Source organism: Amycolatopsis thailandensis (genome assembly GCF_002234405.1).
Lineage (GTDB): Bacteria > Actinomycetota > Actinomycetes > Mycobacteriales > Pseudonocardiaceae > Amycolatopsis > Amycolatopsis thailandensis.
On record NZ_NMQT01000073.1, the window covers coordinates 84,192 to 98,644 of the forward strand.

General features: G+C 68.5%; 11 protein-coding genes. 7 read left to right on the forward strand and 4 right to left on the reverse strand.

Annotation, left to right across the window (positions count from 1 at the left end):
- Positions 1-40: 40 nt before the first annotated feature.
- Complete coding sequence (locus CFP71_RS20945) at positions 41-304, forward strand: DUF397 domain-containing protein (RefSeq protein ID WP_093935684.1); 264 nt, start codon at positions 41-43, stop codon at positions 302-304.
- Here CFP71_RS20945 and CFP71_RS20950 read toward each other — a convergent pair.
- The 4 genes from CFP71_RS20950 to CFP71_RS20965 all read right to left on the reverse strand — a co-directional run bounded on the left by CFP71_RS20950 (position 301) and on the right by CFP71_RS20965 (position 4,105).
- Positions 301-1,182, reverse strand: coding sequence for a nuclear transport factor 2 family protein (locus CFP71_RS20950; protein ID WP_093935556.1), 882 nt, complete (start codon positions 1,180-1,182; stop codon positions 301-303). The two genes, CFP71_RS20945 and CFP71_RS20950, sit on opposite strands and share 4 nt — an antisense overlap.
- A gap of 241 nt (positions 1,183-1,423) precedes the next feature.
- Positions 1,424-2,380: an ankyrin repeat domain-containing protein gene (locus tag CFP71_RS20955; RefSeq protein ID WP_093935557.1), complete on the reverse strand. Its 957-nt coding sequence runs from the start codon at positions 2,378-2,380 to the stop codon at positions 1,424-1,426.
- Positions 2,364-3,200: a TIGR03620 family F420-dependent LLM class oxidoreductase gene (locus CFP71_RS20960; protein WP_093935558.1), complete on the reverse strand. Its 837-nt coding sequence runs from the start codon at positions 3,198-3,200 to the stop codon at positions 2,364-2,366. Before CFP71_RS20960 ends, CFP71_RS20955 begins: the two co-directional genes overlap by 17 nt.
- The gene (locus CFP71_RS20965) at positions 3,197-4,105 is read right to left on the reverse strand and encodes a TIGR03620 family F420-dependent LLM class oxidoreductase (protein ID WP_093935559.1); all 909 of its coding nucleotides are present in this window, start codon (positions 4,103-4,105) and stop codon (positions 3,197-3,199) included. Before CFP71_RS20965 ends, CFP71_RS20960 begins: the two co-directional genes overlap by 4 nt.
- 95 nt (positions 4,106-4,200) lie before the next feature.
- Here CFP71_RS20965 and CFP71_RS20970 point away from each other — a divergent pair, with 95 nt between their 5' ends.
- The 6 genes from CFP71_RS20970 (at position 4,201) to CFP71_RS20995 (ending at position 14,404) form a co-directional block, all read left to right on the forward strand.
- Positions 4,201-4,767, forward strand: a complete 567-nt coding sequence (locus CFP71_RS20970; RefSeq protein ID WP_093935560.1) for a TetR/AcrR family transcriptional regulator — start codon at positions 4,201-4,203, stop codon at positions 4,765-4,767.
- A 140-nt stretch (positions 4,768-4,907) separates the two neighbouring features.
- Positions 4,908-6,506 (forward strand): phosphoglycerate dehydrogenase, encoded by a 1,599-nt coding sequence (gene serA, locus CFP71_RS20975; protein ID WP_093935561.1) that lies wholly within the window; start codon positions 4,908-4,910, stop codon positions 6,504-6,506.
- 295 nt (positions 6,507-6,801) lie between these two features.
- A complete protein-coding gene (locus tag CFP71_RS20980; RefSeq protein ID WP_093935562.1) occupies positions 6,802-10,206 on the forward strand; it encodes a S8 family serine peptidase in 3,405 nt (1,134 codons plus the stop codon).
- Between the two features lie 236 nt (positions 10,207-10,442).
- Entirely contained in the window at positions 10,443-11,486 is a 1,044-nt protein-coding gene (locus tag CFP71_RS20985; RefSeq protein WP_020630865.1) for a 3-isopropylmalate dehydrogenase, read from the forward strand.
- Between the two features lie 499 nt (positions 11,487-11,985).
- Complete coding sequence (cimA, locus tag CFP71_RS20990; RefSeq protein WP_093935563.1) at positions 11,986-13,611, forward strand: citramalate synthase; 1,626 nt, start codon at positions 11,986-11,988, stop codon at positions 13,609-13,611.
- A gap of 19 nt (positions 13,612-13,630) precedes the next feature.
- Positions 13,631-14,404 (forward strand): fumarylacetoacetate hydrolase family protein, encoded by a 774-nt coding sequence (locus CFP71_RS20995; RefSeq protein WP_093935564.1) that lies wholly within the window; start codon positions 13,631-13,633, stop codon positions 14,402-14,404.
- The last annotated feature ends 49 nt before the right edge of the window (positions 14,405-14,453 follow it).

Genomic DNA, 14,453 nt, shown 5'->3' on the forward strand with positions numbered 1-14,453 from the left:
CCCTTCGTTTTGCGTGCTGGAAAGCGATAACGTGGGCACCATGAGTGAGCAGCCGGTGGACGACAAGGCCCACATCCGGCACGAACTGGACTTGAGTGACGCGCGGTGGATTCGGGCGGAGCCGGATGGCGCGAACGTCGAGGACTGCGTCGAGTACGCGATGGTGCCGCACACCGACGGCGTCGTCTACACCGCGATGCGCCAGGCTTCGCTTCCGGAAGGCGACGTCCTCGTGTTCACGCCGTCGGAATGGGACGCGTTCGTGAAAGGCGTCCGGGACGGCGAATTCGACCTACCTGGTTAGACGCGCGCGAGAAGTTCGTCGAGCCGCCCGGTCGCGGCCGCGATGGCGAGATGGTCGGCGTAGTCACGGGATTCGACGATCAGCCCGTCGCGCACGCGCAGCACGAAGATGTTGGAGACGCGGAATTCCCGGCTGTCTCCCGCCGTGCCCTGGTAGTCGAACTCGCCGATCACGACCTCGGGGTCGAGGGTCTCGTGGACGACGAGATCCCGGACCTGGAACCGGACCTTGCCCTGTTCGCCGAACTTGAAATGCTCGCGCAGGTCTTCCCGGCTCTCCAGGGTTTTCGCCCCGGGCAGGAACGGGTGCGTGACATGGGTTTCCTCGGCGTAGAGCTCCGGCAACCCGGCCCAATCGCCGTCCGCGACGCCGTGGACGAGCCGCTCGAAGACGCCGCGCGGGCTCTTCGGATCCGCCGTCGGCTCGGGGCGGGGCGGAACAGGCGTGAGCTCGCGTTCCGCGGTCTCGTAACTCTTCCTCAGGTCCTCCAGGCCATCGCGCGCCGCGATAAGGCGCAGGTAGTCGTGGTAGTCGCGTGAGTGGGCGATGAGTCCGCCGCGTACCCGGAGGAGCTGGATATTGGCCATGTCGAAGGACTTCCCGGTGTCCAGCGCCTCGCCGACGTTGCGATACTCGGCGATGATCACCTCCGGGTCGGTCGTCCCGTGAATCAGGACATCCGCCCTGCTCATCCGTACGTTGAAGCCTCCGCCGAAGTTCCGGCGGAGCGTCTCGCGACCCTTGAACCGGGTCGGGACGGGCGGGCGCTGCGGGTTCTCGACGACGGCGTCTTCGGCGTAGAGGTCGAAGAGGTCTTCCCAGTTTCCGGCGGTGATGCCTTCGGACAGCCTGTCGAAGATGTCGGGGGGTGTGGTCATGAAGGTCTCCCAGTCGGACAAGAAACGGAGTCTGTAGTCCGTCTTTGACGATACGGACTACAGACTCCACTTGTCCACCGGTGGCTGGGGATCGGGAATGTCATGAAAGGGGCTTTCAGGACGTAAAATGTCCTGAAAGCCCCTTTCGTGACATTCGGGACCTTGTCGTGAGCCCCGGGATGTCATGAGGGGTCCCCATGGGACGAAATCTGTCCCATGGGGACCCCTCATGACACAACGGTCAGGAGTTCCGCAGTACCGCCAGGATCTCCGCCTGCCCGAAGTGTTCGGCCCACCCCAAGGCCGATGACGAGTACAGCGAGTCCTTGAGCGAGGGATCCGCCCCCGCCGCCAGCAACGCGCGCACCGCGTCCACGTGCCCGCCCTGCACGGCCAGGTGCAGCGCCGTGACGCCCTCCCCGTGCGAAAGCCCGCCGAACGTCCCCTGACGGTTCACCGAAGCGCCCAGCTCCGCCAAAGTCTCGATCGCCGAAGCCTTTCCCTGAGCGGCGGCCCAGGTCAGCGCCGTACCCCGGTAGACGTCGGCATCCACGTGAGCGCCGCGAGCCACCAGGGTCCGCACCGCCGAGGACCGGTCGTTCCGCGCGGCCCACGAAAGCGCCTCGTCGACGATTTCGGCCGGATCGTCGCCCGGCCGCCATTCCGGGAAACCGCTGTGCGGCCGGTGGAACTCGCGATGCGCGCCCGCCGCGGGGGAGAGCGTGCCGTCCGGTGCGAGCAGCTCGTCGAGCAGGTCCGCCCGGCCGAGTCCCGCCGCCACCCGGAGGTTGCCGGGGGAGAGGTCACGCGAGGCCAGCACTTCGGCGGCCTCGCGGTGACCCCAGAACAGCGCGACCACCAGCGGCGTCCCGCCGTCCCCGCGTGCGGGCACGTCGACCGGGGCGCCCGCGTCGAGCAGCATCGTGACCAGCAGCGGAAGCCCGACGTACCCGGCCTGGTGCAACGCGGTCCAGCCGTGGACGTTGGCCGACGCCGGATCGGCCCCGTGGTCGAGCAGGATCCGGCACAGCCGCTCGTCGCGGGTGGCGGTGGCCATGCCGAGCAGGTCGTTCCCGTTCTTCCCGTGCGCGTGGACGAGTGTGGGCAGGTCGCCGATCAGGCGCGCGAGCCCGGCGAGGTCCCGCGCGTCGATCGATTCCCGTGCCTGTTCGAAAGCGAGTTCAGCCGGTGAAGTCACGCTTCCGCACGCTACCGCCCACCCCCGACAAAAGCCGCCATTCCGTCAGCGGGATCCGCTCGTCCCCGGTGAGGACTTGCAGGCAGACGTGGTCCGCGCCGGCATCCAGGTGCTCCCGCACTCGCGCCGAGATCGCGTCCTCACCGACGGCGACCAGCGCGTCCACGAGCCGGTCGGAACCGTAATCCTCTTCGGTGAAGCCGAATCGCCGCAGATTCGCCCGGTGGTGGGCCGCCAGTTCCAGGTACATCGAAACGTGCTTCCGCGCGATTTCCCGATCTGAACCCAGCACGACGGCCTGCTCGACGGCGAGGAAAGCCGAAGGACCCATGATCCGCCGTGCCCGCGCTGTGTGCTCGACGGGGACGAAGTAGGTATGCGCCCCCGCTGTGCGTTCCGCGGCCAAGGAGAGCATCTTCGGTCCCAGCGCGGCCAGCAGCCGCCGGCGTGGCGAGTCCGGTGTGGACAGTTCGATACCGTCCATTTCGTCGAGGTAGTCCCTCATCGCTTCCAGCGGTTTCGCGCCCGGCAGGTGCCCGCCCAGGCCGAGGACGAACCGGTCGGGATAGGCCTCGGAGAGTGTCCGCTCCGCGGCGGCCGCGGCGACGGGCGCCCGGTGGGAGAACCGCGCGATCCCGGTGGCGACCTTCAGCCGGGACGTCGCCGCCAGCAGCAGTCCCGCCTGTGTGAAAGCCTCCCGTCCCAGATACTCCCCGAGCCACAAGGTGTCGAACCCCAGCTCCTCGACTTCCGCGGCCGCCTCGCGGACTTCGCCGATTTCCTTGCCGTCGAAGGAGAACGTCCAGATCCCGACGCTCATCGGGTCACCTCCGTCAGTGCCGGGGCGAGCCGTTCCAGCTGAGTCACCATCGCGTCGAGGTCGTCGCCGACCGGGCTGACGAGCACGGTGTCCGCCCCGGCGTCGACGAGTTCCTTGATCCGCCCGGCGATCCGCTCCTCGTCACCCCACGCGGTCAGCCCGTCCACGAGCCGGTCGCTGACGCCGTCCATGTCGGCGTCCGTATAGCCCAGCCGTTTCCAGCCGTTGAAGTAGTGCGGGATGCCGTAGTCCTTCATCAGCCCGATGCTCTTCGCGACGTCCGCCCGCGCCTCCTCTCGATCGCCGAGCAGCACGGAATGGGTGGGAACGAGCAGCTTGTCCTCGCCGAGGATCTCGCGGGAGTACGGCGTGTGCTCGAAGGGCTGGGCGAACGGGTGTGCGCCGTCCGTCAGTTCCCGCGCGAGTTCGAGCATCTTCGGGCCCACAGCGGCGAGAATCGTCGGAAACGGGACGGGCGAGGGGACTTCCGCCTCGGCGGCCGACAGCGCCGTGAGGTATTCCCTGGTCTGTTCGAGCGGCCGGTAGGCCGAACCGGCCTTCGCCGCCTGGCTCGGGTGACCGATGCCAACGCCGAGGACGAACCGTCCGGGAAAGGCGTGTGCGAGCGTTCGTCCACCGCTCTGGGTGGTGTAGGCCGGTCGCGACCACATGTTGGCGATCCCGGTGCCGATCACCACGCGATCGGTGGAAGCGAGGGTGATGGCGCTGTGCGCGAACAGTTCCCGGCTGCCCGGTCCTTCACCGCCCCACACCGTGCGATACCCCAGCTCCTCCAGTCGCCGCATCGCGCGCAGTTCCGTGTCCGGCGGCGCGGCCAGCGGCGCGAGCGGCAGCCAGACGCCCACCGGTCCCAGCCGGTCCCGGGTCTCTTCGATCAGGTTCATTCGGTTCTCTCCAGCTAACATGAGGCAGCCTCCGGTTATCTCGCCGACTATACGGAGGCTGCCTCCGATTTGTCGAGGATAGGCTCGGTAGTGCGATGGACACCGAGAAGAAGCCGCTGCGGGCGGACGCCCGGCGCAACTACGAGCGCCTCCTCGAAGAAGCGAGGCATGCCTTCGCCGCGCACGGGGTCGAGGCCTCACTGGAAGAGATCGCCCGCCGGGCCGGTGTCGGCATCGGGACGCTCTACCGGCATTTCCCGACGCGGGAGGCCTTGGTCGAGACGGTGCTCCGCGACAGGTTCGACGGCCAGGCCGCGAAAGCTCGTGAACTCCTGGACTCGCCGGAGCCGCTGGACGCGTTGAGGACCTGGCTCGCCGGGATGGGGGCGGAGTCGGCGCGCTACCGCGGCCTGCCCGAACTGATGGTCGACGTGCTCGACGACGAGACCTCGCCGCTGTACGCGTCGTGTCACGCCATGCGAGACGGCGTATCCCACCTGATGGAACGGGCGAAGGTCTCGGGCGGGCTCCGGGCGGACGTCACAGTGGACGAATTGCTGGTGCTGCTGCACGCGCTTTCCTGGGCCAGTGAACACCTTTCGGGTGACAAGGGCCTCGAACGCCTCGTCGATCTCGTTTTCGCCGGATTACGGGCGAGTTAACAATCCCCTGTCACCAGGTCTAAACTGCGGCGCAACCGGGCACAACGGCGTGACCGTCAACCGCTTCGAGGCACTTTTTCCCGTCGAGAAGCCAATCCACCCCGAGTCGCAGGCACAGACCAGATAGTGGGAGCCGTATCGTGACCAAGCCGAACAAGCCCGTCGTCCTCATCGCCGAGAAGCTCGCTCCTTCCGTGCTGAGTGTCTTCTCCGACGAGGTCGAGGTCCAGCATGTGGACGGCACGGACCGTCCCGCGCTGCTCGAAGCCGTGAAGACGGCGGACGCGCTGCTCGTGCGGTCCGCGACGAAGGTCGACGCCGAGGTCCTCGCCGCCACCACCTCGCTCAAGGTGGTCGCCCGCGCCGGCGTCGGGCTGGACAACGTCGAGGTCCCCGCCGCCACCGAACGCGGTGTCCTGGTGGTCAACGCGCCGACGTCGAACATCGTCTCCGCCGCCGAGCACGCCGTCGCGCTGCTGCTCGCGGTCGCCCGCCGGGTCCCCGCGGCGGACCAGAGCCTCCAGGGCGGCGCGTGGAAGCGCAGCGCCTACTCGGGCGTCGAGATCCAGGGCAAGACCGTCGGTGTGGTCGGCCTCGGCAAGATCGGCCAGCTGTTCGCGCAGCGGCTCGCGGCGTTCGACACCAAGATCATCGCGTACGACCCCTACGTCTCGGCCGCCCGCGCCGCGCAGCTCGGCATCGAGCTGGTCACGCTGGACGAGCTGCTGGAGCGCGCCGACGCGATCTCCATCCACCTGCCGAAGACCCCGGAGACCAAGGGGCTGATCGGCGCCGAGGCGCTCAAGAAGACCAAGCAGGGCGTCATCATCGTCAACGCCGCCCGCGGTGGCCTGATCGACGAGCAGGCGCTGGCGGACGCGGTGAGCTCCGGCCACGTCGGCGGCGCCGGCATCGACGTCTTCGTCACCGAGCCCACCACCGAGAGCCCCCTGTTCGGCCTGCCGAACGTCGTCGTCACCCCGCACCTGGGCGCGTCGACCGCCGAGGCGCAGGACCGCGCGGGCACCGACGTCGCGAAGTCCGTGCTGCTCGCGCTGCGCGGCGACTTCGTGCCGGACGCGGTGAACGTCGCCGGTGGCGGCACGGTCGGCGAGCACGTCCGGCCGTACCTCTCGCTCACCCAGAAGCTCGGCACCGTGCTGACCGCGCTCAACCCGAAGGCGCCCGCCTCGGTCACCGTCGTGGTCAAGGGCGAACTGTCCAACGAGGACGTCAGCGTGCTGCCGCTCGCGGCCGAGCGCGGCGTCTTCTCGGGCGTCGTCGAGGACCAGGTCACCTTCGTGAACGCGCCGCGCGTGGCGGAGGAGCTGGGTGTCCAGGTCGATCTGGTCACCGAGCCCGAAAGCCCCAAGTTCCGCAGCCTGGTCACCGTCCGCGCGGTGCACGCCGACGGCACCACGCTTTCGGTGTCCGGTTCGGTCACCGGCAAGGACGAGGTCGAGAAGCTGGTCGAGGTCAACGGCCGTCACTTCGACCTGCGCGCCGAGGGCAACGTGCTGCTGCTGGAGTACCCGGACCGCCCCGGCATCATGGGCCGCGTCGGCACGCTGCTCGGCGAGGCGGGCATCAACATCGAGGCCGCGCAGATCAGCCAGACCACCGACGGCGCGGACGCCGTCATGCTGCTGCGGGTGGACCGTTCGGTGGACTCGCACCTGCTGGAGCCAATCGGCGCGACCGTCGGCGCGCACACGATCCGGGCCGTCAACTTCGGCTGACCTGAAAAGCCTGTAGCGAAAGCCGCGTCCCCCGGACGCGGCTTTCGTTATATGTCAACACGTTACCGGCGTTACAAGAATACTTCTCGCCGGTAGTCAGAGGGTTGCGAAGAGCAAGATTCAATAACGGTGAAAAATGCCTACTGAAGTCGGGCTGGTCCCCGGATAGGTTCTTCCGGCGAGGCCGAACCATCGCGCCGTCAAGGGCACGGCGCGGCGCCGGGGCTCACCGTCGGGGGTGTGTTCGAGCGGCAGGCAGGTTCCGAGTCTAGGCCTCGAGTGAGGGCACTTACTCATGAACAGATCCCGCGTACCCCGATGGGCCATCCGCTCGTCGGCCGCGGTCTTCGCCGCGTTGCTCGCGACGTCCGTGACCGGGGCGACCGCGGCCGCGCAGGACGTCCCTCTCGCGGACGGCATCACGCCGGCGAAGATCGACCGTAACGGCTTCCAGGGGAAGGTCGAGCCGAAGCTCAAGGCCGCCCAGGGGCAGATCACCGCCTTCGTCGAGCTGGCCAAGCAGCCCGCCGTCGACGCCTTCAACGCCGAGCAGAACAAGGGCGCCGGCAAGGAGAAGGCGAAGAAGGCCGCGAAGGACGCCAAGGCCGACGCCGCCGCGACGGTGAACTCCGTCGTCGGACAGCTCAAGGCCGCGGACGCCGGCACCCAGCTGGTCACCCAGACCTCCAACGCGGTCGCCGGCGCGGTCGTCACCGCCGACGCGGCGAAGATCCGCGAGCTGGCGAAGCGGCCGGACGTCGTCTCGGTAAAGAAGGTCGTGCCGAAGACCCGCACGAACTCCAGCGCGGTCCAGCTGACCAACACGCTCGCGTCGTGGCAGCAGACCGGCCGCTACGGCGACGGCATCCGCGTCGGCGTGATCGACGACGGCATCGACTACACCCACGCCGACTTCGGCGGCCCGGGCACGCCCGAGGCGTACAAGGCGATCAACCGCGACCAGGCCACCCCGGCCTTCCCGACCGACAAGGTCGTCGGCGGTGTCGACCTGGTCGGCGACGCCTACGACACGGGCAGCAGCGACCCGGCCCTACACGTCCCGAAGCCCGACCCCAACCCGCTCGCCTGCGGCCACCACGGCACGCACGTCGCGGGCACGGTCGCCGGGTTCGGTGTGGACGAAGCGGGCAAGACCTTCACGGGCGACTACAAGAAGCTCAACAAGAAGAAGCTCGAAGCGATGCAGATCGGCCCGGGCACCGCGCCCAAGGCCCTGCTGTACGCGATCAAGGTCTTCGGCTGCGACGGCTCGACCAACGTCACCTCGCAGGCGCTCGACTGGTCGCTCGACCCGGACGGCGACGGCGACTTCACCGACCACCTCGACGTGGTCAACCTGTCGCTGGGCGGCGACTTCGCCACCCCGGACGACCCGGACTCGCTCTTCGTCCGCAAGATCGCCGCGAACAACGTCGTCCCGGTGTTCTCCGCGGGCAACGGCGGCGACCTCAACGACGTCGGCGGCGCGCCGGGCAACACGCCCGAGGCGCTGACCGTCGCCAGCAGCCGTGACGCGTCCGTCCTGCGCGACGCCGTCGAGGCCGTGGCCCCCGCCGGGGTCAAGGGCGCGAAGACCGGCCAGTTCAGCCAGAACTACGCGACCTACGAAACGCTCGACGTCACCGCGCCGGTCGTCGCCCTCTCCGCGGCCAACGCGGCGGGCTGCAACCCGTACTCCGACGCCGACAAGGCCAAGGTCGCGGGCAAGATCGTCTGGCTCGAATGGGACGACAACGACGCGACCCGCGCCTGTGGTTCGGGCGCCCGCTCGAACAACGCGCAGGCCGCCGGTGCCAAGGGCGCGCTGTTCTCGTCCACGCTGGAGCACTTCTCGGCCGGTATCGCGGGCAACGCGGCCACGCCGACGTTCCAGCTGACCGGCAGCGCCACCGCTTCGGTGCGCCCGGCGCTGACCGCCGGCACGCTCCAGGTCCGCATGACCGGCAAGGGCCGAGTGTCCGTGCCGACCTTCGACCAGTCCATTGTGGACACCCCGAGCTCGTTCACCTCGCGTGGCGGGCGCGGTCCGGCCGTCAAGCCGGACGTCTCGGCGCCCGGTGACTCGATCTCGTCCGCGCTGGCGGGCAGCGGGGCGGGCCGTCTGGTCATCTCCGGGACGTCGATGGCGGCGCCGCACACCTCGGGTATCACCGCCCTGATCCGTCAGGCGCACCCGGACTGGTCGGTCGAAGAGGTCAAGGCCTCGGTCATCAACACCGCCGGCCACGACATCCACGACGCGTCGGGCCGCACCTACGCGCCGCAGCGCGTCGGCAGTGGCCGGATCGACGCGAAGGCCGCGCTGGACAACCAGGTCCTGGCCTACGTCGTCGACAACCCCGGCTCCGTCACGGTCAACTTCGGCGTCGTCGAAGCGGGCGGCCCGGTCACCCTGACCAAGACGGTCAAGGTGGTCAACAAGGGCATCAAGCCGGTCGAGTACTCGGTGGGCTACGAAGCCGTGAACGCGCTTCCCGGTGTCGAGTACACAGTGGACAAGCCGACCGTCAAGCTGAGCCCGCGCGGTGTCGCGACGGTGAAGGTGACTCTGAAGATCGCCGACCCCAAGGCGCTCCGCAAGGTCATCGACCCCACCATGGCGACCACGCAGGTCGGCCTCGCCCGGCAGTTCGTGGCGGACGCCTCCGGCCGGATCGCGTTCACCCCGAAGAGCGGCACGACCGTCCCGCTGCGGCTCTCGGTGTACTCCGCGCCGAAGCCCGTCTCGTCCATCAACACCCCGGGCAACGTCAACTTCGGCGCCGGCCAGAACCAGGCCGTGCTGAACCTGACCGGCAAGGGTGTGGACCAGGGCACCGGTTCGCAGCGGTACCGCTCGCTGATCAGCGTGCTCGAACTCCAGGCGGAATCCCCGCAGCTGCCGGAGTGCGACGGCAACGTCACCACCGACTGCACCCTGAACCAGACCGCCAAGGGCGCCGACCTGCGCTACATCGGCGCGGCGTCGACGGCCCCGCTGGCCAAGGCGCAGGGTGAGCCGGAGAACGCGTTGCTGGCCTTCGGTCTCACCACCTGGAGCGACCTGGCCAACCTGGGCAGCAACACCTCGCCGTTCGTGGACATCGACACCACGGGCGACGGGCAGCCGGACTTCGAGACCTACGTCACGAAGGTGACCGCGACCGACGTCCTGGTGGCCGTCACGGTGGCGCTCAAGCCGGGCTTCCCGCAGGTGGACATCCAGCCGGTCAACGGCCAGCTCGGCGACGTCGACACGAACGTGTTCGACACCAACGTCGTCGTGCTGCCGGTGAGCATCGCCGCGCTGGGCATCGACCCGAACGCCGCGTCGCACAAGATCAGCTACACGGTCGGGACCTCCGGGTTCTACGCGGCGCCGGGTGCGGGCTCGTCGACGATCGACTACGTCGGCACGCCGCTCGCGTTCGACGCACTGGCTCCCGCGTACACGGTCCAGGGTGGCGGCGACGCCGCGCTGGGCTACGTCGCGAAGCCGGGCACGGCGCTGGTGGTCAACCGCAACACGGCCGCGCAGGACACCGTCCTGGGCCTGCTGGCGATCGATCACCACAACGCCTCGGGCAACCGGGCGAACGTCGTGAAGATCCAGACGAACAACGGCAACGGCAACACGGGCGTCGACCGGCCGGGCAACGGCGGCAGGCACACCGGCCGTCAGCCGATCGGTGTGGGCTGACGCGGTAGTGCGGTAACCCGCGTTCGATGAGGTGAGGGACGCCCTGGCGGCATGCTTTCCGCCAGGGCGTCCCTTCTTGTATTCACCCTTTCGGCTGTCTCGCTCTGTGGGAGGCTCCGGCATAAGGGTGGTGCGGCTACGGCTACCGGGCTACAGCCGGTAACCTTCCGCTGCTGGCGTTTTCTTGCGGATGGGCCATCCGGACTGCCGGTGGCCTGGTCTACGGAGGTGTGTGGATGCGGCTCGCGGTGATCCCAGGAGACGGGATCGGGCCCGAAGTGGTCTCCGAGGCGCTCAAAGTGCTCGGTGAGGTCGTACCGACGGCGGAGACCACGAACTACGACCTCGGCGCCGCCCGGTGGCACTCCACCGGTGAGCTGCTCCCGGAGTCGGTACTCGGTGAACTCCGTCAGCACGATGCGATCCTGCTGGGCGCGGTGGGCGACCCGACGGTGCCGAGCGGCATTCTGGAGCGTGGCCTGCTGCTGCGTCTCCGGTTCGAGCTCGACCACCACGTGAACCTGCGCCCCGCCCGGTTGTACCCGGGGGTGCGCGGCCCGCTCGCCGAGGGCGGCGAGATCGACATGGTCGTCGTGCGTGAGGGCACCGAAGGCCCCTACGCCGGCAACGGTGGCCTGCTGCGCAAGGACACCGACCACGAGATCGCGACGGAGGTCAGCGTCAACACGGCGTTCGGCGTCCGGCGGGTGGTGACCGACGCGTTCAACCGTGCCGAGGCGCGGCCGCGCAAGCACCTGACGCTCCTGCACAAGACGAACGTGCTGGAGTACGCGGGTTCGCTGTGGTCGCGGATCGTCGAAGAGGTCTCGCTGGAGCACCCGGAGGTGACCGTCGCGTATTCCCATGTGGACGCGGCGATGATCCACCTGGTGACCGACCCGTCCCGGTTCGACGTCATCGTGACCGACAACCTGTTCGGCGACATCGTCACCGACCTCTCGGCGGCGGTGACCGGCGGCATCGGGCTGGCGGCGAGCGGGAACCTCGACATCACGCGGCGGAACCCGAGCATGTTCGAGCCGGTGCACGGCAGCGCGCCGGACATCGCGGGCCAGGGTCTCGCCGACCCGACCGCCGCGGTGCTGTCGGTCTCGCTGCTGCTGGACCACTTGGGACAGAAGGAAGCGGCGCGGCGGATCGAGGCCTCGGTGGCCTTCGACCTCGCGACCCGCGACCAGGCGTCGCCCGGTGCGACGCACGCTATCGGTGACCGGCTGGCGGCCCTCGTGTCGTCGAACGTGCGCCCGGTCACTCAGTAGTTCTCACGACGGGCTGAAGGGGCCCTTCGCCGCATCTCACGCGGTGAAGGGCCCCTTGTCGTTTCAGGCGAGGGGAAACTCGTGACTCGCGTGCTTGGACACGTGACTCGCGTGCTTGGACATGTGACTCGCGTGCTTGGACACGTGACTCGCGTGATCAGGCACGGGACTCGGTGTTCCGCCCCCGATCACGCGAGTCACGGCCCCGATCACGTGAGTCACGTCTCCAAGCACGCGAGTCCCGTGTCTGATCACGCGAGAGTCGGTTCGCGCCACCCGGCACCTTCAGTCCTCCCAGAAAGTGGGAACTCTCGCCCGGCTTGTGGACGCCCGGGGAGAGCGTGTGCCATGATGCGTCCGTGACCTCCTGCACCATCATTATCGCCGAGCGCGCCGGATAACAGCTCCACAAGAGCCCCCGGCGCGCAACCTCTCGCACCCATGCGGGAGGTTTTTTTGTTGCCTGAACCAGTTTCACCACCACCACGAGGAGTTCCCCGTGACCCGCAAGGAGCCCGCCGATACACCGCTCGGCGACGCTTTCCACCTGTACGACACGACGTTGCGCGACGGTGCGCAGCGCGAGGGGATCTCCTACTCCGTCACGGACAAACTGGCGGTGGCGAGGCTGCTCGACGATCTCGGGGTCGGGTTCATCGAAGGCGGATGGCCGGGCGCGCTGCCCAAGGACACGGAATTCTTCTCCCGCGCCGCTTCGGGTGAATTGAAACTGAACCACGCCGCCCTCGTCGCCTTCGGTGCGACGCGGAAAGCGGGAACCACCGCGGACCAGGACAAGCAGGTGCGGGCCCTGCTCGATTCCCAGGCCCCGGTGATCACGCTGGTGGCCAAATCGGATCTCCGTCACATCGAGCGCGCGCTGCGGGTCGACGTCGACGAGGCGTGCGAGATGGTGCGCGACACCGTCGCTTTCCTCGTCGGCGAAGGACGTCGCGTATTCCTTGACGCGGAACACTTTTTCGACGGCTACGCGTTCTCCCCGGACACCGCCCTGAAGGTGCTCGACGCGGGAATGAACGCGGGCGCCGACGTCGCCGTGCTGTGCGACACCAACGGCGGCCAGTTGCCGCTCGGCCTCGCGGAAACCGTCCGCGAGGTCAAGGAAAGGACCGGATTCCGGCTCGGAATCCATTGCCAGGACGACACTTCCTGCGCGGTGGCGAACTCCGTCGCCGCCGTGCAGGCCGGCGTGACGCACGTCCAGTGCACCGCCAATGGTTACGGCGAACGGGCGGGTAACGCCGATCTATTCGCCGTGACCGGGAATCTGGTGACCAAGCTCGGAATGGAGGTCCTCCCGACCGGAGGCGCCGCCGAGCTCACCCGGGTCTCCCATGCCCTTGCCGAAATCGCCAACCTCGCCCCCTACACCCACCAGGCTTACGTAGGGGCGTCGGCCTTCGCCCACAAGGCGGGACTGCACGCGAGCGCGATCAAGGTGGATCCGTTGCTGTACAACCACATCGATCCAGCTTCTGTCGGCAATGACATGCGGGTACTGGTCACCGAGATGGCCGGCAGGGCCAGCCTGGAGCTCAAGGGACGTGAGCTCGGGGTCGACCTTGCCGGCCAGCCCGAGGCGCTGACGAGCGCCGTCCGCAAGGTGAAGCGGCTCGAATCCGAAGGCTGGTCCTTCGAGGCCGCGGACGCTTCACTGGAACTGCTGCTGCGGCGGGAGGTCGACGGCCCGCAGAGCGACGTCCTCGACGAACCGCCGTTCGAACTCGAGTCGTACCGGGTCGTCCTGGACCACCGCTCCGACGGCCAGGTCGTCTCCGAGGCGACGGTGAAAGTGCACGTCGGCGGGCAGCGCGTGATTGCGACCGCCGAGGGCAACGGCCCGGTGCACGCGCTCGACGCCGCGCTGCGCGAGGCGCTCAGCCCGCATCTGTCCTGGTTGGACAGTGTGGAGCTGGCCGACTACAAGGTGCGGATCCTGCCCGGCCATCCAGGCACCGACGCCGTCACGCGCGTGCTCGTCGAGACCAGCGACGGCGAGCGGGAATGGACCACCGTCGGCGTGCACGGCAACATCGTCGAAGCGAGCTGGCTCGCGCTGTGCGACGCGCTCGTGCACAAGTCCCTCAGCGAGGGTCCGGCGTGAGGAGTCGTACAGTGGGGGAGTGCGTCTAGCCCGAATTGCTCATCCCGGTGGTGTCGCGTTCGCTTCGATCGAAGGGGACGGCGACGACGCCCAGGTACTGGAAATCGCCGAGCACCCCTTCGGCAACAACCCCAACTTCACCGGCAAACGCTGGCCGCTGGCCGACGTCCGCCTGCTCGCGCCGATCCTGCCGTCGAAGGTGATCGCGGTCGGCCGGAACTACGCGAAGCACGCGGCAGAGTTCGGCAACGAGATCCCGACGGACCCGATGCTGTTCATCAAGCCGTCGACCACGGTGGTCGGCCCGAACGTGCCGATCCGCCGCCCGCGCGGCGTCGGCCGCGTCGACTTCGAGGGTGAGCTGGCGATCGTCATCGGTCAGCCGGTCAAGAACGTGCCCGCCGCCCGCGCGGCGAGCGCGATCCTCGGCTACACCGTGGCGAACGACGTCAGCGCGCGTGACCTGCAGAAGTCCGACGGTCAGTGGGGCCGGGCGAAGGGGTTCGACACCTTCTGCCCGCTGGGCCCGTGGATCGAGACCTCGCTCGACCCGGCCGACCTCGCGCTCAAATCCGAGGTGGACGGTGAGCTCAAGCAGGACGGCCGGACGTCGGACCTGGTGCACAAGATCCCCGAGCTGGTCGAGTTCGTGTCCGGCGTGATGACCCTGCTGCCCGGCGACGTCATCCTGACCGGCACCCCCGAGGGTGTCGGCCCGATCGAAGACGGCCAGTCGGTCTCGATCACCATCGAAGGCATCGGCACCCTGACCAACCCGGTCCAGGACGTCTGACGCGTGCCATGAAAGGTCCTTTCCTCGCAAAATTTGCTAGGAAAGGACC

Excerpts from the sequence above, each read along its gene's own strand:
- CFP71_RS20945 (WP_093935684.1), top strand. The coding sequence starts at position 41 with ATGAGTGAGCAGCCGGTGGACGACAAGGCCCACATCCGGCACGAACTG.
- CFP71_RS20950 (WP_093935556.1), bottom strand. The coding sequence starts at position 1,182 with ATGACCACACCCCCCGACATCTTCGACAGGCTGTCCGAAGGCATCACC.
- CFP71_RS20960 (WP_093935558.1), bottom strand. The coding sequence starts at position 3,200 with ATGAGCGTCGGGATCTGGACGTTCTCCTTCGACGGCAAGGAAATCGGC.
- CFP71_RS20965 (WP_093935559.1), bottom strand. The coding sequence starts at position 4,105 with ATGAACCTGATCGAAGAGACCCGGGACCGGCTGGGACCGGTGGGCGTC.
- CFP71_RS20970 (WP_093935560.1), top strand. The coding sequence starts at position 4,201 with ATGGACACCGAGAAGAAGCCGCTGCGGGCGGACGCCCGGCGCAACTAC.
- CFP71_RS20980 (WP_093935562.1), top strand. The coding sequence starts at position 6,802 with ATGAACAGATCCCGCGTACCCCGATGGGCCATCCGCTCGTCGGCCGCG.
- CFP71_RS20985 (WP_020630865.1), top strand. The coding sequence starts at position 10,443 with ATGCGGCTCGCGGTGATCCCAGGAGACGGGATCGGGCCCGAAGTGGTC.